Raw genomic sequence first — 16,743 nt, 5'->3', positions numbered from 1 at the left:
ATTGAGTACACTGCCCTTACTCTTTTTGATTTGGACAAGCAGCTAATGAAACTGACTATCGTTCGTCTGGTGACCTTTAGCGACCAGGATCATATCGACCTGGGCAAAATCTGGCCGGAATACTCCCCTTCATCACTGAGCGTTGACGAGAATCACCGCATTTATGCCGCACGCTTTAACGAGCGTTTACTGGCCGCCGTTCGCGTGACGCTGAGCGGCACGCAGGGCGCGCTGGATTCACTGCGCGTGCGTGACGTTACCCGTCGCCGTGGCGTGGGGCAGTATTTGATTGAAGAAGTGATCCGCGAAAACCCGAGCGTCACCTCCTGGTGGATGGCCGACGTGGGCGTGGAAGACCGCGGCGTGATGGCGGCGTTTATGCAGGCGTTAGGGTTTACGGCGCAGGCGAACGGGTGGGAGAAGCGTCAGAGTTGATGTGTGCGGCCTGTTGCCCTCACCCCAGCCCTCTCCCACGGGGAGAGGGAGAAAACATTAAAAAAGGCAACTTACGTTGCCTTTTTGCTTTTATTTGGCGTCTGTAGCGGTACCGTTCGCATGCCAGTCAAACACACCAAACTCGAAGCCTTTCAGATCGCCCTTCTCATCCCAGGACAGCGGCCCCATCACGGTGTCGACGGAGTTCGCTTTCAGCCAGGTGGCAATCTCAGCCGGATCGGCTGACTGGTTCAGGCCCGCCTGCAGAGACTGCAGCGCAGCGTAGGTGGTCCACACGAACGCACCGCTTGGGTCCTGCTTCTTCGCCTTGATGGCATCTACGATCGGTTTGTTCGCAGGCACCTGGTCGTAATTCTTCGGCTTGGTCACCAGCAGGCCTTCAGCAGATTCACCCGCGATGTTAGACAAGGAGACGTTCGCCACACCTTCTGGCCCCATGAACTGGGTTTTCAGGCCAGCCGCACGTGCCTGACGCAGGATCTGGCCCATTTCCGGGTGATAGCCACCGTAGTAAACGAAATCGATATTCTCTTTCTTCAGACGCGCCACCAGGGTGGAGAAGTCTTTCTCACCGGCGGTGATACCGTCGAAGAACACCACGTTAGCGTTGCCTTTCTTCAGGTTATCCTGCACCGCACGCGCCAGACCTTCACCGTACTGCTGTTTGTCATGAACGATCGCAATACGCTGCGGTTTCACTTTATCCAGAATGTATTTCGCGGCAGTCGGGCCCTGATCGGAGTCCAGACCCGTGGTACGCAGGATCAGCTTATAACCGCGCGAGGTCAGTTCCGGTGCAGTCGCGGCAGGCGTGATCATCAGAATGCCTTCGTCTTCATAGATGTCAGACGCAGGCTGCGTGGAGGAGGAGCACAGGTGACCGATAACGTATTTGATCCCGTCGTTCACCACTTTGTTCGCCACCGCGACCGCTTGTTTCGGGTCACAGGCATCATCATATTTTACGATCTGCAGTTTTTCGCCTTTGATACCGCCCTTAGCATTAATGTCTGCAACCGCCTGTTCCGCGCCCGTAAACTCCTGATCGCCGTACTGCGCTACCGGACCGGACATCGCCCCAACAACAGCCACTTTGATATCTGCCTGAGCCATGGTGCTGAATGCCAGCGCGATACATCCTGCCAGTAACGCTTTACCCTTCATGTTCATCCTGAGATTCCCCATTATTATGGTTATTACGATTGTTGTGATGTTGTTGTGTAGCGCTTTATTTCGTTTATAGGTGTGCCACTCGCGCTTTTTCAGCACACTCTGCTAAAACATACCCCATTTTTATGATTTTGGAATAGCTAATTTGAAATGTATATATGCTAAGCCCGACAGAGATTTCCGTCGGGCTTCTGGCTTTAACGAGTCAGCGACGCAGAGATAATATCCAGTGCCTTGCGGAACTGAACCTCAGGGATAGTGAGCGGATACAGGAAGCGGATGACGTTGCCATAGACGCCGCAGCTCAGCAGCAACAGCCCTTCCTGCAATGCACGCGCTTGTACTTCACGGGTGAACTCCGGTGACGGCTGGCCGGTTTGCGGATCGTTAAACTCCACCGCGACCATTGAGCCTTGCGCACGAATATCCGCGATATACGGGCAACCGTCTTTCGCTTTGTTGAGGACTTCCACCAGGTGGTGACCGAGATGCGCCGCACGCGTGCAGAGGTTCTCTTCGTCAATCACGTCCAGCACCGCATGAGCTGCCGCAATCGCCAGCGGATTGCCCGCATAGGTCCCACCCAGCCCGCCGGGCGCGGGCGCATCCATCACCTCTGCCCGGCCAGAGACCGCAGAGAGCGGCATCCCACCTGCCAGGCTTTTCGCCATGGTGATCAGGTCCGGCTTCACGCAGTGGTTTTCCATCGAGAAGAGTTTGCCGGTACGCGCGAAGCCGGTTTGTACTTCGTCGGCGATCAGCAAAATTCCGTGGGTATCGCACAGGGCCCGTAACGCCTGCATAAAATCAGCGGGGGCGACGTTGAACCCACCCTCACCCTGCACCGGCTCAAGAATGATGGCCGCTACCTGATCCGGCGCGATATCCGCCTTGAAGATGCGCTCCAGGCTTTTTAACGCCTCTGCTGTGCTGACGCCGTGCAGTTCATTCGGATAGTGCGCGTGATACACCGAGCCGGGGAACGGCCCGAAGCCGAGCTTGTACGGCGCGACTTTGCCCGTCAGCGCCATGGTCATAAAGGTGCGCCCGTGGAAGGCACCGCCGAAGGTGATAAGACCGGGGCGTTTGGTATATGCGCGGGCAATTTTAACCGCGTTCTCAACCGCCTCTGCGCCCGTGGAGAAGAACGCCGTTTTCGCCGGGCCGTCAATCGGGACGCGGGCGTTAATGCGCTCAGCGAGCGACACATAGCCTTCGTACGGCACAATCTGGTACGCCGTATGGGTAAACGCATGGAGTTGTTTTTCGATGGCAGAGATAACTTTTGGATGGCGATGGCCGGTATTCAGCACGGCGATCCCGGCGGCGAAGTCGATGTACTCGTTGCCTTCCACGTCCCACACCGTGGCGTTTTCGGCTTTATCGGCATAGAAGTTACACATCACGCCGATGCCACGCGGCGTCGCCTGTAAACGCCGGTCGTTCAGTTCGTTATTTTTCACCCTGTCCCCCTGAGAAAGTCGCCTGCTTAGCGCATCAGTAAGTGTTTGCCAGGGGGGAGAAATTCGCCAGAGCGGGCGCTAAAAAAACAAAACCCCCGAATTTGCATTCGAGGGTTCTCGGTGTACTTCGCGGAAATTACGCTTCGATAGCGGCGCGAAGTTTTTTCATGGCGTTCTTTTCAAGCTGACGCACACGTTCAGCGGAGACGCCGTAGCGGTCGGCCAGCTCCTGCAGCGTGGACTTGTTGTCTTCGTCCAGCCAGCGGGCGCGGATGATGTCCTGACTACGCTCGTCGAGACCTTCCATCGCATGGGTCAGTTTGTTTGCGGCCTGGTCTTCCCAGTTGTCCTCTTCAATGCCGTCGGCAAAGTTAGAGGTTTTATCCTGCAGATACAGAACCGGGGCCATCGGCTGGCTGTCGGACGCGTCGTCGTCGGAGGACATATCAAATGTCATGTCCTGCGCGGCCATACGGGACTCCATCTCGCGGACGTCTTTGCTGGATACACCCAGCTCGCGCGCCACCATTTCCACTTCATCCTGATTGAACCAGCCCAGACGCTGCTTGGTTTTACGCAGGTTGAAGAACAGTTTGCGTTGCGCTTTTGTCGTGGCGACCTTCACGATACGCCAGTTACGCAGCACGTATTCGTGAATTTCAGCTTTGATCCAGTGCACGGCGAAAGAGACCAGTCGCACACCCACTTCCGGGTTAAAGCGACGTACAGCCTTCATCAGACCAATGTTACCTTCCTGAATCAAGTCCGCCTGCGGCAGGCCATAGCCCGCATAATTACGAGCAATGTGAACAACAAAGCGCAGGTGAGACAGGATCAGCTTCTTCGCTGCTTCCAGATCGCCCTGGTAATGCAGCTTTTCAGCAAGCTCCTTTTCTTCCTCGGCCGTTAACATCGGCCAGGTGTTCGCAGCCCGGATGTAAGATTCCAGGTTACCAACAGGGGCTAAAGCTAAAGTTTGCATTTCTTTGGTCATTCATTCCTCTCAATGTTTCTTCTGGTCCAGGTTGTCCCCGTCAGGCAACAACCATGCCAAAGCGTTTGAGCAACGAGATTAGCACTCACTCTTTTATCAGACAGTGATTTTATCCACAAGTTCCAGGTGCAACGGTGAATAAATTACGCACAAAATGTGACATGGAAATGATAATGCGGGGAAGAGACAACAGGGACTCTTTCCCTGCAGAGCGAACATCTCGGTGCAGGGAAAGATTATACCACGCTTTTATTAGTCGGGAGTAAAGTGACGTAAATGTTGCACAGTTGCCAGCCATGCGGCTATCCAGCCAATCATGGAGCAGACCAGCAGTAACAACAGGCACTCATCGAACCCTAAGCCACTGATATCAAACTTCGTTCCGAAAACCTGCGCCACTTCGGTGACGGCAGACGAAAGCCGCATCACCAAAATTTCTGACAAAATCAATGAAAGAAATGCACCCGAAAAACCTAATAACGCACCACCGTAGAGGAACGGACGGAGGATGAAACCATCCGTCGCACCAATCAGTTTCTGCACGTTGATGGTGTCGCGACGGGCGAAGATGCTCAGGCGCACGCTGTTACCGATGACGAGGAACACCGCCGCTACCATCAGTACGCCAATCATTGCCGCCACACGGCCCACCAGCCCGGTCAGGGCAGAGAGGCGCGCAAACCAGCTGTCGTCCATGCGCACTTCATCTATCCCGTTGATACGGGTGATACGGTCGCGCAGGGTATTAAGCGAGTCGGTGCCCTGGAAATCGAGCTTCGGGATCACTACCGCCACGGCAGGCAACGGGTTCTCTTCGAGCATATCCAGCGCACCGCCAAAGCCGGACCAGTTGCGGAACTCACCCAGCGCTTCATCGCGCGAAAGATAGTTAACCTTCTCCACACCCTGTTCGGCCTGGATTTGCCCAACCACCTGCGCCGCCGCGTTATCGTCGAGCGCCTTGTCCAGATAAACGGTGATCTGCGGCGACGGGTAATACTGCGATGCCGCCTGATTCACGTTCTTGTAAACCATGTAACAGACACTCGGCAGCGTCAGGGAGATGGCGATAACCATCACCGTCAGGAATGTCGCCAGCGGTTTGCTTTTCAAATCCTGCAGCGCGCCGTGGAAAGCGTAGCGCACCTGCTCGTTGAAAACGTTAGTCTTGCGGGAATTTGGCTTCGGCGCGGCTTTCGCACGCTTCGGCGCATTGCGATTGCTGTCACCGCCGCCCTGCGGCTTGCGGAAACGGTCAAACCGGTTGCTGAACTGCCGAATCTGGTTTATTGCATCACGCTTATTCACCGTGGCCTCCGTGCAAATGACCGTCGCTCAGGGTCAGCATGCGGTACGAACGACGGGAGATCAGCCCGATGTCGTGCGTCGCCATTAATACCGTGACCCCCACGCGGTTAAATTCCTCAAACAGACGCAAAATCCCTTCGGACAGGGCGTCGTCCAGGTTACCGGTCGGTTCATCCGCCAGCAACACGGCAGGCTTGTTCACCACCGCACGGGCAATGCCCACACGCTGCTGTTCACCGCCGGAAAGCTGGATTGGGAAGTTCTTCGCTTTGTCCAGCAGCCCGACCTTATCCAGCGCCGCAGAGACGCGACGGCGGATGTCATCATAGCTGGCACCGGCAATAATCAGCGGGATAGCGACGTTATCAAAAACGGTGCGATCCATCAGCAGGTGGTGATCCTGGAAAATCATGCCGATCTGACGACGCAGGAACGGCACTTCGCGGTTTTTCAGGCGGCTGATGTCGTGGCCGCTGAAAAAGATTTTCCCGGCGCTGGGCCGTTCGATCCCACAGATCAGCTTGAGCAGGGTACTTTTCCCCGCGCCGGAATGGCCGGTCAGGAATGCCATCTCGCCTGGCTGCAGGTGGAATGTCACCCCCTGCAGCGCTTGTCTCCCACCGAGATAGGCCTTGCTGACGTGTTCAAAGCGAATCATTGTTAGTCCTCTCGGGCAAATAATGCCTCAATAAAGTCGTCCGCCTTAAACGGACGCAAATCCTCAATACGCTCGCCCACACCGATGTAACGGATAGGAATGCCGAACTGATCGGCCACGGAGAAGATCACCCCACCTTTGGCGGTGCCGTCCAGCTTGGTCAGCGTGATCCCCGTCAGTCCTACCGCTTCATGGAACAGCTTCGCCTGGCTAACAGCGTTCTGTCCGGTGCTGGCATCAATAGTCAGCATAATTTCATGCGGTGCGTCTTCGTCCAGCTTCTTCATGACGCGGACGATTTTCTTCAACTCTTCCATCAGGTGCGCTTTGTTCTGCAAACGCCCTGCGGTATCGGCAATCAGCACGTCCACATTGCGCGACTTCGCCGCCTGGATGGCATCGAAGATCACAGACGCGGAATCCGCACCGGTATGCTGGGCAATCACCGGGATGTTGTTGCGCTGGCCCCAGACCTGCAGCTGCTCAACCGCCGCCGCACGGAAGGTATCGCCCGCCGCCAGCATCACCGATTTGCCCTGCTGCTCGAACTGACGCGCCAGCTTGCCGATGGTGGTGGTTTTCCCCACGCCGTTGACGCCAACCATCAGAATAACAAAAGGCGTTTTGCCTTCAATATTAAGTGGTTCGTCAACTTTTGCGAGAATTTCACCCATCTCGTCTTTCAGCAGGCCGTACAGCGCTTCGGCATCGCGCAGCTGTTTGCGGCTCGCCCCTTCGGTCAGGTTGGCGATAATCTTACGGGTGGTTTCGACACCCACGTCCGCAATCAGCAGTTGCTCTTCCAGCTCTTCAAACAGATCGTCGTCGATCTTTTTGCCGCGGAAAAGACTGATAAATCCGGAACCTAAGTTTTCTTTGGTTTTCAGCAGGCTACGTTTCAGGCGAGCGAAGAAACCTTCTTTGGTCGGTTTTTCCTGTTCCTGAACGATTTCCGCTTCGGCCTGTTCTTCCACCGGCACGACGATAACCGCTTCTTCCGCGGCGTCTGCCGCCAGCGCCTGGGCTTCCAGCTCTTCGTCAGTCAGCTCTGGCTCCAGGGCCGCTTCTTCTTCCACCGCCTCAACGATTTCAACGGTTTCCGCTTCAGCCTGCCACTCTTCGGCAGAAATCGCTTCGGCTTTCACCTCTTCCGGCAGCGGTAGCTCTTCGTGTTCGATAACGGCCTGCGGCGCTTCGGTAACGGCTCCGATGACGACCGGTTCTGGCTTCTCACTCTCCTGAACCTGTTCAGTGACCTCAACCACCTCTTGTGCAAAAGATTCAATCTCTTCTTTGCTGTGGGCAGGCTCTTCCGCTTCGACAACCGCAGCGGTCTCTACAGGCGTTTCAGGCTGTGACTGCTCTTCTACAACCTGTTGTTCTTCGGTTTTCTGTTCTGTTTCTTGCTCTTTTTCACCGAAACCCAGCCAGGAAAAGAAGCCACGTTTTTTTTGTTTTGCCATCTGCGACTACACTCCTCGCGGCGCTATATACATGGAAGCTAAAAAAATGATGAAATAGTCTAACACTTTACTTAATTGACATCACCGCCCGCAATCGCAGGCCAATTGTTAACAGAGCTTTCCTGAAATGAAGAAACCCAACCGCGCCCCGGCCGGTCAAATTCGTATTATCGGCGGTCAGTGGCGAGGCCGGAAATTACCGGTACCGGATAGCCCCGGTTTACGCCCCACCACCGACCGCGTGCGCGAAACGCTGTTTAACTGGCTGGCCCCGTCAATGGTAGACGCCCATTGCCTGGACTGCTTCGCCGGAAGCGGCGCATTAGGGCTGGAAGCGCTGTCGCGCTATGCCGCCAGCGCCACGCTGCTGGAGATGGAACGCAGCGTTGCGCAGACGCTGCAGCAAAATCTGGCGACGCTGAAAGCCACCAACGCAAAAGTGGTGAACACCAATACGCTGAGTTTTCTCGCGCAAAAGGGCACGCCGCACAACGTGGTCTTTGTCGACCCGCCGTTCCGCAAGGGGCTGCTGGAAGAGACGTTATCCCTGCTGGAGCAAAATGGCTGGCTGGCGGATGACGCGCTTATTTATGTAGAGAGTGAAGTGGAAAACGGTTTACCGCCGGTGCCCGTGCACTGGGATTTGCACCGCGAAAAAGTGGCAGGCCAGGTCGCTTATCGTCTGTATCACCGTCAGGCACAAGGAGGCTCCGATGCCGGTACTGATTAACCTGGGACGTTTACTGATGCTGGGCGTCTGGGCGTTTTTGATTTTGAACCTGGTGCATCCGTTCCCGCGCCCGATGAACATTTTCGTTAACGTCGCGCTGATTTTCACCTCATTCATGCACGCCCTGCAGATGGTGATGCTGAAAAACGGCCTGCCGAAAGATGGCCCACAGATGACCGGCTGGCAGCAGCTACGGGTGTTTATTTTCGGCGTGTTTGAACTGCTGGTGTGGATGAAAAAGTTTAAAGCGCAGGTGAAGAAGTAAGGTGCGCTATTGCCCGGTGGCGCTTCGCTTACCGGGCCTACGAAACCCCGTAGGCCGGGCAAACGCAGTGCCGCCCGGCATTACTGCTCAGGTGTAAAACCTTCAAACCGCGATCCTTTATAGCTCAGCGTCCCTTTCTCTCCCACCGTCAGTTGATGGTACTGCTGCGCGTCCAGACGAAAAGTCATCTCCAGCCCGCCGGTTTCCGGCTTAAAGCTCGCGTCATAGCGCATCGTGGTTCCCGCAGGCGTCACCTGCTGCTGGCGGGAACGGCGGTCATTGAGCGCTTTCTCGCGTTTGTTCGTCACCACCACGCGCTTTTGCAGCAGCGGCGCGGCGTCATTGTCCGCTTTCTCACGGCGCTGTTGCACGAAACGGAACGAGGCGGCAATGACGATGATCGCCACCACGATAATGAAAAACAGCGGCATCTTGCTCATTTAAAAATCCCATCAGATTATGCGGAAATCAGGATACCTTGCCTGCCCCGGCATTGCCAAACGCCCGCCCGCGTCACTACACTGGATCAGAAACTGATTTTCAGCCTTAACAGATACAGGGAGTTAATATGCTTTGGTCATTTATCGCCGTCTGTTTGTCCGCATGGCTTTTTGTCGATGCGTCGTACCGCGGCCCTGCCTGGCAGCGCTGGTTGTTTAAACCCGTCACGTTGCTGCTCCTGCTGTTGCTGGCCTGGCAGGCACCGATGTTTAACGCCATCAGCTATCTGGTGCTTGCAGGGCTGTGCGCGTCGTTGATTGGTGATGCCTTAACTCTGCTGCCGCGCCAGCGTCTGCTGTATGCCGTGGGCGCGTTCTTCCTGTCGCATCTGCTTTATACCATCTACTTTGCCAGCCAGATGACGCTCTCTTTCTTCTGGCCACTGCCGCTGGTGTTGCTGGTGATTGGCGCGCTGCTGATCGCGGTGATCTGGACGCGTCTGGAAGAGATGCGTCTGCCGGTCTGTACGTTTATCGCCATGACGCTGGTGATGGTGTGGCTGGCGGGCGAGCTGTGGTTCTTCCGTCCAACGTCGCAGGCGATGTCCGCCTTCTTCGGTGCAGCGCTGTTGTTACTCGGTAATATCGTCTGGCTGGGCAGCCATTATCGCCGCCGCTTCCGCGCGGATAACGCGATTTCCGCCGCCTGTTACTTTGCCGGACACTTCCTGATTGTGCGTTCGCTGTATATCTAAATAACGCTTGACTCTGGAGTCGACTCCAGAGTGTATGCTGCGGTTAATGAGAAAATTATCATTACCGGAGACTGCCATGTCGACTCCAGAAATACCTAAAAAAATCCCGCAATTCTCGGCACTTAAGCTCAACCCGGTTCCACCGAAAGAGGAATGCTGCTGCGACGGAGCGTGCGACACAAATAGTGCGCCGCTGCCTGAAAGCGGCAACCGCTACAGTTGGCTGGTCAACGGTATGGACTGCGCGGCCTGTGCCCGTAAAGTGGAAAACGCAGTCAAACAGGTGCCGGGCGTCAGCCACGTTCAGGTACTGTTCGCTACTGAAAAACTGCTGGTAAGCGCCGATACTGACGTCAGCCAACAGATTGAAGCCGCCGTCAGCAAGGCGGGTTACGCCCTGCGTAGCGAAACCGTCCCCGCAGAGAAAACGTCATCTTTAAAAGAAAATCTGCCACTGATCACCCTCATCATCATGATGGCCCTCAGTTGGGGTCTGGAGCAGATTAACCATCCGTTCGGCAACCTGGCGTTTATCGCCACCACGCTGGTCGGGCTGTTCCCGATTGCCCGTCAGGCGCTGCGTCTGATGAAAAGCGGCAGCTGGTTTGCCATCGAAACGCTGATGAGCGTGGCGGCCATTGGTGCGCTGTTTATCGGCGCGACGGCGGAAGCGGCGATGGTTCTGCTGCTGTTCTTAATCGGCGAACGTCTTGAGGGCTGGGCGGCAAGCCGCGCACGTAAAGGCGTCAGTGCGTTAATGGCCCTGAAGCCCGAAACCGCCACGCGGGTCGTGAACGGCAATCGCGAAACAACCGCTATTTCTACCCTGCGCCCTGGCGATGTCATTGAAGTCGCCGCCGGCGGGCGTTTGCCTGCGGATGGCGCGCTGCTCACCGCCACCGCGAGCTTTGACGAAAGTGCTCTCACCGGAGAGTCCATTCCGGTAGAACGCGCGGCGGGTGAAAAAGTGCCTGCCGGAGCCACCAGCGTCGATCGCCTGGTGCAGTTGAAGGTACTTTCTGAGCCAGGCGACAGCGCCATTGACCGCATCCTGAAGCTGATTGAAGAGGCCGAAGAGCGCCGCGCGCCGGTCGAACGTTTTATCGACCGCTTTAGCCGGGTTTACACGCCTGCCATCATGCTGGTTGCCCTGCTGGTGGCGCTCGTCCCACCGCTGTTCTTCGGCGCGCCGTGGGAAGGCTGGATTTATAAAGGGCTGACGCTGCTGCTGATTGGCTGCCCGTGTGCGCTGGTGATTTCCACGCCAGCAGCGATTACGTCCGGCCTGGCGGCAGCGGCACGTCGCGGTGCGTTGATTAAGGGCGGCGCGGCGCTGGAACAGCTGAGCCAGGTTCAACATATTGCGTTCGACAAAACCGGCACGCTGACCGTCGGCAAGCCGCAGGTCACCGGTGTGTATCCGCAGGATATCAGTGAAAACGAACTGCTTACGCTGGCCGCCGCCGTGGAGCAGGGGTCAACCCACCCGCTGGCGCAGGCGATTGTGCGTGAAGCGCAGGCGCGCGGGCTGAACATTCCGATGGCAACCGCACAACGAGCGCTGGTCGGGTCAGGGATTGAGGCCGTCGTCGAAGGGAAAAAAGTGCTGATTATTGCGGCGGGCAAGTTCCCTCATCCGCAGGTTGAGGCGTTAGAGCAGGCCGGGCAGACGGTCGTTGCCGTGATGCAGGACGATGTGGTGAAAGGGATACTGGCGCTGCGTGATACCCTGCGCGATGACGCAAAAGACGCCGTGACGGCGCTGCATCAGATGGGTGTGCAGGGTGTGATTTTGACAGGCGATAACCCGCGCGCGGCGGCGGCGATTGCCGGTGAACTGGGGCTGGAATTCAAAGCCGGATTATTGCCTGCGGATAAGGTTCGTGCCGTGGCAGAACTGAACGCGCACGCGCCGCTGGCGATGGTCGGAGACGGCATTAACGATGCCCCGGCGATGAAAGCCTCCACCATCGGCATTGCGATGGGCAGCGGCACCGACGTGGCGCTGGAGACGGCGGACGCGGCGCTCACGCACAACCGACTGACCGGGCTGGCGCAGATGATTGGGCTGGCACGGGCAACCCGCGCCAATATCCGCCAGAACATTGGCATTGCGCTGGGTCTGAAGGGCATTTTCCTTGTAACCACGCTGCTCGGCATGACCGGGCTATGGCTGGCAGTGCTGGCGGATACGGGGGCGACGGTGCTGGTCACGGCGAACGCGTTGCGGTTATTACGTCGGAAATAAAATCGTTATCGAACCGTAGTCCGGGTAAGGCGTAGCCGCCACCCGGCAATGGGTTGGGGTGCGGCTTGATGCCCTCACCCCAACCCTCTCCCACAGGGAGAGGGAGAAGAGCGGCGTTACTGCATCCCTAACACCCTCGGCAACCATAAAGAAATTGCCGGGATATACGTCACCATCCCCAAGACCACCAGCAGCATGCCGTAGAACGGCAGCATGGCGCGGACTACCGTTTCGATCCGCTGTTTGCTCACCGCGCTCGCCACAAACAGCACTGACCCGACAGGCGGGGTGATCAGCCCGATCCCCAGGTTAACCATCATGATCATCCCGAAATGCACCGGGTCTATCCCCAGCGAATTAGTCACCGGCAGCAGCACCGGCGTCAGGATCAAAATGATCGGAGCCATGTCCATCAGCGTGCCAATCAGCAGCAGCATGATATTGAGATACATCAGGATCACGTATTTGTTATCCGACAGCGAGGTGAAGAACTCTGTAATGCGCGTCGGCAACTGCATATAGGTCATCACCGCGCCAAACGCCGCGGCAAAGCCGATCAAAATCATCACGATGGTGACGGTTTTGACCGTCCGGCACATTAGCTTTGGCAGCTCGTTCCACTTGTAGTCGCGATAGATAAACATCGTGACAAAGAACGCCCACAGGCAGGCCACGGCTGCGGATTCGGTTGCGGTGAATATCCCGGACAAAATCCCGCCGAGGATAATTACTACCGTCATCAGCCCCCACAGTGCATCGAGCATGATTTTTAGCGCTTGCTTAAACGGAATTTTTTCTCCTTTCGGATAGCCGCATTTGCGGGCAAACCCCAGACACAGCACCATCAGGCTTACGCCGAGCAGCAGCCCCGGCAGCACGCCCGCGATAAACAGCGTGGCGATAGAAACCGTGCCGCCCGCCGCCAGCGAGTAAATCACCGAGTTGTGGCTGGGCGGGATTAAGATCGCCTGTACCGACCCGCTGGCCGTCACCGCCGCCGCGTATTCGCGCGGGTAGCCCTTCTTCTCCATCTCCGGGATCATCACGCTGCCAATGGAGGCCGTGTCCGCCACCGACGAACCGGAAATCGCCCCAAAAAACGTTGAAGCGACGATGTTCACCAGCGACAGCCCGCCGCGTATAAAGCCGACAAACACGTAGGCGAAATTCACCAGCCGTCGCGCGATGCCCCCTTCCGCCATGATCGCCCCGGCAAGGATGAAGAACGGGATCGCCAGCAGGGTAAATTTGTTCACCCCGCTGGTGATCTGGATCATCAGCGCCTCCAGCGGCAGATCAATCCACAGCGCCCCTGCCACGGCGCTTAGCCCGACGGCAAAGGCCACCGGCATCCCCAGCGCCAGCAAAATGGCGAGGGTGAATAACAAAACAAATGCATCCATTGTTCACCCCTTAACTGTGGTTGCCGATCAGCACGACGGGACGGTTTTCCTGCGAGCCAAACAGCAGGCGTTCAACAACAAACAGGATCAGAATGGCGGACCCGACCGGCAGCGGCAGATAGCTTTCACCGGAGGTCAGGATCGGGAATTCCGCGACAGGCTGCTCCCAGAGATCGACGCACAGCCAGAGGCTATACCAGAACATCAGAGCGGAGATGAGCAACATCAGCAGGTCGACCACGCGGGCGCACAGGGTTTTCAGCCCTTCTGGCAGCCGGTCCGTGAGCATGTTTACCGCAATATGCGACCCGGCGCGGTAGCCTACCGCCGCGCCAATGAAGGTAAACGTCACCATGCAGATAATGGCAATCGGCTCCGGCCAGGACTCGCCGCGGTTAAGCACGTAGCGCGAGAAGATGCCAATCGGGATCACAACCGTCATCACCAGCAGGGAAATGCCCGCCACGGTCATGGCGAGCAGGTACAGACGATCCATCCACTTCAGGTAGAGTTCGGACATACGTACTCCGGTTTACTGGACGTCAGCGATGGCTTTCATCAGATCCTGATGCTTTTCGCCATACTGGGCGCGCACCGGCTCTGTGGCTTTGATGAACACCGTTTTGTCGATGTCGTGGAACTGCACCCCGCCCGCCTTCATTTTCTCCAGCGCCTGGGCGTTATAAGCATCCCACAGCTTGCGCTGCTCAAACTGCGCTTCACGCGCCAGGGTCAGCACTTTTTGCTGCTCGTCGGCGCTGAGTTTGTCCCATTTCACTTTTGAGTAGAGCAGCATTTCCGGGGTGATAAAGTGGCCGCTCAGGGTGTAGTTTTTGGCGACTGGCATGTAGTTATGGGCGATAAAGGTCGGCGGGTTGTTCTCTGCGCCGTCAATCACGCCGGTTTGCATGCCGCTGTAAACCTCGCTGACGCCCATCGCCACCGAGTTCGCCCCCATATCTTTCAGCGTGGCGAGCGCAACCGGGCTACCCTGCACACGGATCTTCTTCCCTTTCAGATCCTCCGGTTTGACGATCGGCTCTTTGGTGATCAGGTTACGCGTACCGGAATCCATCCAGCCGAGGAAGACCAGCCGGGATTTCGGGTTGGCGGTCAGTTTATCGCCGATTTGTTTGCCGATATCCCCGTCGATAACTTTGTGCATATGGTCTTCATCGCGGAACACATAGGGCAGCGTAAAGACTTCAATATCCGGCAGGATGGCGGCAACAGGTGCCATCGAGACACGGATCATGTCGATAGCCCCCATCTGCGCCTGTTCAATCATCTGCTTTTCATCACCCAATACACCGCCAGGAAAAACCTTGATCTCCAGTTTGCCATCGGTTTGTTGTTTGAGTTTTTCACCCATATGCTGCACCGCCACCACGTTCGGGTAGCCTTCAGGATGAACATCAGCAGCTTTAATGGTTTGAGCAGAAACGGAGCAGGCAAAAGCAGACAGACACAGAGCGGCCAGTAACGGCTTGAGGGTCGTTTTCATCGAGTCAACTCCAGGGTAGTGAGGTAAGCGTTAAAACGGTGTTTTAGTTTTGTACGCTTAAAAATTAGACTACGGCTGGAAAAGCGGAGGTGAAGCGCCTCACAAAAGCGCGAATTTCTGAAACGATGGTTTAGAAAGGTTTTCTCCCTCTCCCTTTGGGAGAGGGCCGGGGTGAGGGTTTACCCCTTACGGATCACATACCGGTACGGTAATGCTTCTGTTTCCTGCGCTACCAGCTCATGTTCCATAAAGGTACAAAAACCGGGGATATCGCGCGTGGTCGCCGGATCGTCAGCAATAATTAACAGCGTTTCGCCGGTCTGCATAGTGCGCACGGTTTTGCGCACCATCATGACAGGTTCCGGACAGCGGAGGCCCTGGGCATCAAGGGTGTGGTCTGGGCTGGAGAACAGGTCGGTCATTTTCTTCTCGATCATAATAAAACGGCTGTAGTTTACGCCCCGTTGCCATCAATGCAAACCAGGTTAACGATTGCGTGAAAATTAGCCATTGCAAAGTCCAGTCAAAGCAGTATTATGCGGCGGTTTTTATTGGGTTCCCTCACCCCAACGTTCAAAAAGGTCACAATATGACGCAGTTTTCTCAATCGCAGCGCGTAAAGGCGTTGTTCTGGCTTTCGCTATTTCATCTGCTGGTGATCACCTCCAGCAACTATCTGGTGCAGCTCCCGATCTCCATTTTTGGTTTCCACACCACCTGGGGCGCGTTCAGTTTTCCGTTTATTTTCCTCGCCACCGATTTGACCGTGCGGATCTTTGGCGCACCGCTGGCGCGGCGCATTATTTTCGCGGTGATGCTCCCGGCGCTGTTCATTTCGTATGTGATTTCCTCCCTGTTTTACATGGGAAGCTGGCAGGGCTTTGAGGCGCTGACGCACTTCAACCTGTTTGTCGCCCGTATCGCCGCCGCCAGCTTTATGGCCTACGCGCTGGGACAGATCCTTGACGTTCATGTGTTCAACCGCCTGCGTCAAAACCATCGCTGGTGGATGGCACCAACCGCCTCCACGCTGTTCGGTAACGTGAGCGATACGCTGGCCTTCTTCTTTATCGCCTTCTGGCGCAGCCCGGATGCCTTTATGGCCGAACACTGGATGGAAATCGCCCTCGTGGACTACTGCTTCAAGGTGCTCATCAGCATCGTGTTCTTCCTGCCGATGTATGGCGTATTGCTCAATATGCTGCTGAAAAGGCTGGCAGATAAATCTGAAATCTCCGCATTGCAGGCAGGTTAAGGGTTCGCTTTATCAGTTGTGATAAGATGAACGAATGAGCCGTTATGGCCGTTTATCGAAAGGAAGAAGTCAATGCGCAATCTGGTTAAATATGTCGGGATTGGCCTGCTGGTTGTTGGCCTTGCAGCCTGTGATAACAGCGACACCAAAACGCCTGCTCAGGGCGCGTCCGCAGAAAGCAACGCGACCGGTCAGCCGGTGAACCTGATGGATGGCAAACTCAGTTTCTCTCTGCCAGCAGACATGACCGATCAGAGCGGCAAGCTCGGCACTCAGGCGAACAACATGCACGTCTATTCCGACGCAACCGGACAAAAAGCAGTGATTGTGATTGTTGGCGACGATACCAGCGAGGAGCTGGGCGTGCTGTCCAAACGTCTGGAAGATCAGCAGCGTAGCCGCGACCCGCAGTTGCAGGTGGTGACCAATAAATCCATCGAACTGAAAGGCCACACGCTCCAGCAACTGGACAGCATCATCTCTGCAAAAGGCCAGACGGCTTATTCGTCTGTGGTGCTGGGCAAGGTGGATAACAAACTGCTGACTATCCAGATTACGCTGCCAGCAGACGATCAGCAGAAAGCGCAGACCGCCGCGGAAAACATCATTAACACCATCGTGATTCAGTAAT

18 protein-coding genes are annotated in these 16,743 nt (G+C 56.2%); 7 read left to right on the top strand and 11 right to left on the bottom strand.

Going from position 1 to position 16,743, the window contains the following annotated elements; all coding sequences use genetic code 11:
• Positions 1–45 precede the first annotated feature (45 nt).
• Positions 46–435, top strand: a complete 390-nt coding sequence (gene panM, locus ABGB15_RS01535) for an aspartate 1-decarboxylase autocleavage activator PanM (protein ID WP_152082585.1) — start codon at positions 46–48, stop codon at positions 433–435.
• Between the two features lie 90 nt (positions 436–525).
• On the opposite strand, the gene livJ is transcribed toward panM, so the two are convergent.
• The 6 genes from livJ to ftsY form a co-directional block, all read right to left on the bottom strand.
• Positions 526–1,626 (bottom strand): branched chain amino acid ABC transporter substrate-binding protein LivJ, encoded by a 1,101-nt coding sequence (gene livJ, locus ABGB15_RS01530; protein WP_215723523.1) that lies wholly within the window; start codon positions 1,624–1,626, stop codon positions 526–528.
• A 197-nt stretch (positions 1,627–1,823) separates the two neighbouring features.
• Positions 1,824–3,089 carry a 4-aminobutyrate--2-oxoglutarate transaminase gene (locus ABGB15_RS01525; protein WP_215723524.1) on the bottom strand — a complete coding sequence of 422 codons (1,266 nt, stop codon included), beginning with the start codon at positions 3,087–3,089 and terminating at the stop codon, positions 1,824–1,826.
• A gap of 136 nt (positions 3,090–3,225) precedes the next feature.
• Complete coding sequence (gene rpoH / locus ABGB15_RS01520; protein ID WP_028015143.1) at positions 3,226–4,083, bottom strand: RNA polymerase sigma factor RpoH; 858 nt, start codon at positions 4,081–4,083, stop codon at positions 3,226–3,228.
• Between the two features lie 252 nt (positions 4,084–4,335).
• Positions 4,336–5,391: a permease-like cell division protein FtsX gene (gene ftsX / locus ABGB15_RS01515; protein ID WP_152082588.1), complete on the bottom strand. Its 1,056-nt coding sequence runs from the start codon at positions 5,389–5,391 to the stop codon at positions 4,336–4,338.
• The gene (gene ftsE / locus ABGB15_RS01510) at positions 5,384–6,049 is read right to left on the bottom strand and encodes a cell division ATP-binding protein FtsE (protein ID WP_006177946.1); all 666 of its coding nucleotides are present in this window, start codon (positions 6,047–6,049) and stop codon (positions 5,384–5,386) included. The genes ftsX and ftsE overlap by 8 nt, the downstream gene beginning before the upstream one ends.
• 2 nt (positions 6,050–6,051) lie before the next feature.
• Entirely contained in the window at positions 6,052–7,512 is a 1,461-nt protein-coding gene (gene ftsY / locus ABGB15_RS01505; protein ID WP_215723525.1) for a signal recognition particle-docking protein FtsY, read from the bottom strand.
• Between the two features lie 127 nt (positions 7,513–7,639).
• Here ftsY and rsmD point away from each other — a divergent pair, with 127 nt between their 5' ends.
• Both rsmD and ABGB15_RS01495 read left to right on the top strand, forming a co-directional pair.
• The gene (gene rsmD / locus ABGB15_RS01500) at positions 7,640–8,242 is read left to right on the top strand and encodes a 16S rRNA (guanine(966)-N(2))-methyltransferase (RefSeq protein WP_215723526.1); all 603 of its coding nucleotides are present in this window, start codon (positions 7,640–7,642) and stop codon (positions 8,240–8,242) included.
• Positions 8,226–8,507: a DUF1145 family protein gene (locus ABGB15_RS01495; RefSeq protein WP_010436509.1), complete on the top strand. Its 282-nt coding sequence runs from the start codon at positions 8,226–8,228 to the stop codon at positions 8,505–8,507. Before rsmD ends, ABGB15_RS01495 begins: the two co-directional genes overlap by 17 nt.
• A gap of 80 nt (positions 8,508–8,587) precedes the next feature.
• On the opposite strand, the gene ABGB15_RS01490 is transcribed toward ABGB15_RS01495, so the two are convergent.
• Positions 8,588–8,947: a DUF2500 domain-containing protein gene (locus ABGB15_RS01490; RefSeq protein WP_215723527.1), complete on the bottom strand. Its 360-nt coding sequence runs from the start codon at positions 8,945–8,947 to the stop codon at positions 8,588–8,590.
• A 128-nt stretch (positions 8,948–9,075) separates the two neighbouring features.
• Between ABGB15_RS01490 and ABGB15_RS01485 the strand changes: the two genes are divergently transcribed.
• Positions 9,076–9,702: a lysoplasmalogenase gene (locus tag ABGB15_RS01485; protein WP_152082592.1), complete on the top strand. Its 627-nt coding sequence runs from the start codon at positions 9,076–9,078 to the stop codon at positions 9,700–9,702.
• Between the two features lie 76 nt (positions 9,703–9,778).
• Positions 9,779–11,950, top strand: coding sequence for a Zn(II)/Cd(II)/Pb(II) translocating P-type ATPase ZntA (zntA, locus tag ABGB15_RS01480; protein WP_215723528.1), 2,172 nt, complete (start codon positions 9,779–9,781; stop codon positions 11,948–11,950).
• A 116-nt stretch (positions 11,951–12,066) separates the two neighbouring features.
• Here the strand turns inward: zntA and ABGB15_RS01475 are convergent, their stop codons facing one another.
• From ABGB15_RS01475 to tusA, 4 genes are all read right to left on the bottom strand, one after another.
• Positions 12,067–13,353 (bottom strand): TRAP transporter large permease, encoded by a 1,287-nt coding sequence (locus tag ABGB15_RS01475; protein WP_369064096.1) that lies wholly within the window; start codon positions 13,351–13,353, stop codon positions 12,067–12,069.
• Positions 13,354–13,363: 10 nt separating this feature from the next.
• Positions 13,364–13,873, bottom strand: coding sequence for a TRAP transporter small permease (locus tag ABGB15_RS01470; protein WP_215723530.1), 510 nt, complete (start codon positions 13,871–13,873; stop codon positions 13,364–13,366).
• 12 nt (positions 13,874–13,885) lie between these two features.
• Entirely contained in the window at positions 13,886–14,857 is a 972-nt protein-coding gene (locus ABGB15_RS01465; protein WP_152082596.1) for a TRAP transporter substrate-binding protein, read from the bottom strand.
• A gap of 179 nt (positions 14,858–15,036) precedes the next feature.
• Positions 15,037–15,279, bottom strand: a complete 243-nt coding sequence (tusA, locus tag ABGB15_RS01460) for a sulfurtransferase TusA (RefSeq protein ID WP_126545892.1) — start codon at positions 15,277–15,279, stop codon at positions 15,037–15,039.
• A 167-nt stretch (positions 15,280–15,446) separates the two neighbouring features.
• Between tusA and ABGB15_RS01455 the strand changes: the two genes are divergently transcribed.
• Both ABGB15_RS01455 and ABGB15_RS01450 read left to right on the top strand, forming a co-directional pair.
• Positions 15,447–16,112 (top strand): 7-cyano-7-deazaguanine/7-aminomethyl-7-deazaguanine transporter, encoded by a 666-nt coding sequence (locus tag ABGB15_RS01455; RefSeq protein ID WP_152082597.1) that lies wholly within the window; start codon positions 15,447–15,449, stop codon positions 16,110–16,112.
• 72 nt (positions 16,113–16,184) lie between these two features.
• Complete coding sequence (locus ABGB15_RS01450) at positions 16,185–16,742, top strand: DcrB family lipoprotein (protein ID WP_152082598.1); 558 nt, start codon at positions 16,185–16,187, stop codon at positions 16,740–16,742.
• The last annotated feature ends 1 nt before the right edge of the window (position 16,743 follow it).

This window comes from Enterobacter sp. MALB-1 (assembly GCF_041021625.1).
Classification (GTDB): domain Bacteria; phylum Pseudomonadota; class Gammaproteobacteria; order Enterobacterales; family Enterobacteriaceae; genus Enterobacter; species Enterobacter oligotrophicus.
This window is presented reverse-complemented; position numbering and strand designations above follow the sequence as displayed.

Coding starts and splice junctions, on each gene's coding strand:
- panM (WP_152082585.1), top strand. CDS start 46: ATGAAACTGACTATCGTTCGTCTGGTGACCTTTAGCGACCAGGATCAT.
- livJ (WP_215723523.1), bottom strand. CDS start 1,626: ATGAACATGAAGGGTAAAGCGTTACTGGCAGGATGTATCGCGCTGGCA.
- rpoH (WP_028015143.1), bottom strand. CDS start 4,083: ATGACCAAAGAAATGCAAACTTTAGCTTTAGCCCCTGTTGGTAACCTG.
- ftsE (WP_006177946.1), bottom strand. CDS start 6,049: ATGATTCGCTTTGAACACGTCAGCAAGGCCTATCTCGGTGGGAGACAA.
- ftsY (WP_215723525.1), bottom strand. CDS start 7,512: ATGGCAAAACAAAAAAAACGTGGCTTCTTTTCCTGGCTGGGTTTCGGT.
- rsmD (WP_215723526.1), top strand. CDS start 7,640: ATGAAGAAACCCAACCGCGCCCCGGCCGGTCAAATTCGTATTATCGGC.
- ABGB15_RS01495 (WP_010436509.1), top strand. CDS start 8,226: ATGCCGGTACTGATTAACCTGGGACGTTTACTGATGCTGGGCGTCTGG.
- ABGB15_RS01490 (WP_215723527.1), bottom strand. CDS start 8,947: ATGAGCAAGATGCCGCTGTTTTTCATTATCGTGGTGGCGATCATCGTC.
- ABGB15_RS01485 (WP_152082592.1), top strand. CDS start 9,076: ATGCTTTGGTCATTTATCGCCGTCTGTTTGTCCGCATGGCTTTTTGTC.
- zntA (WP_215723528.1), top strand. CDS start 9,779: ATGTCGACTCCAGAAATACCTAAAAAAATCCCGCAATTCTCGGCACTT.
- ABGB15_RS01475 (WP_369064096.1), bottom strand. CDS start 13,353: ATGGATGCATTTGTTTTGTTATTCACCCTCGCCATTTTGCTGGCGCTG.
- ABGB15_RS01470 (WP_215723530.1), bottom strand. CDS start 13,873: ATGTCCGAACTCTACCTGAAGTGGATGGATCGTCTGTACCTGCTCGCC.
- ABGB15_RS01465 (WP_152082596.1), bottom strand. CDS start 14,857: ATGAAAACGACCCTCAAGCCGTTACTGGCCGCTCTGTGTCTGTCTGCT.
- tusA (WP_126545892.1), bottom strand. CDS start 15,279: ATGACCGACCTGTTCTCCAGCCCAGACCACACCCTTGATGCCCAGGGC.
- ABGB15_RS01455 (WP_152082597.1), top strand. CDS start 15,447: ATGACGCAGTTTTCTCAATCGCAGCGCGTAAAGGCGTTGTTCTGGCTT.
- ABGB15_RS01450 (WP_152082598.1), top strand. CDS start 16,185: ATGCGCAATCTGGTTAAATATGTCGGGATTGGCCTGCTGGTTGTTGGC.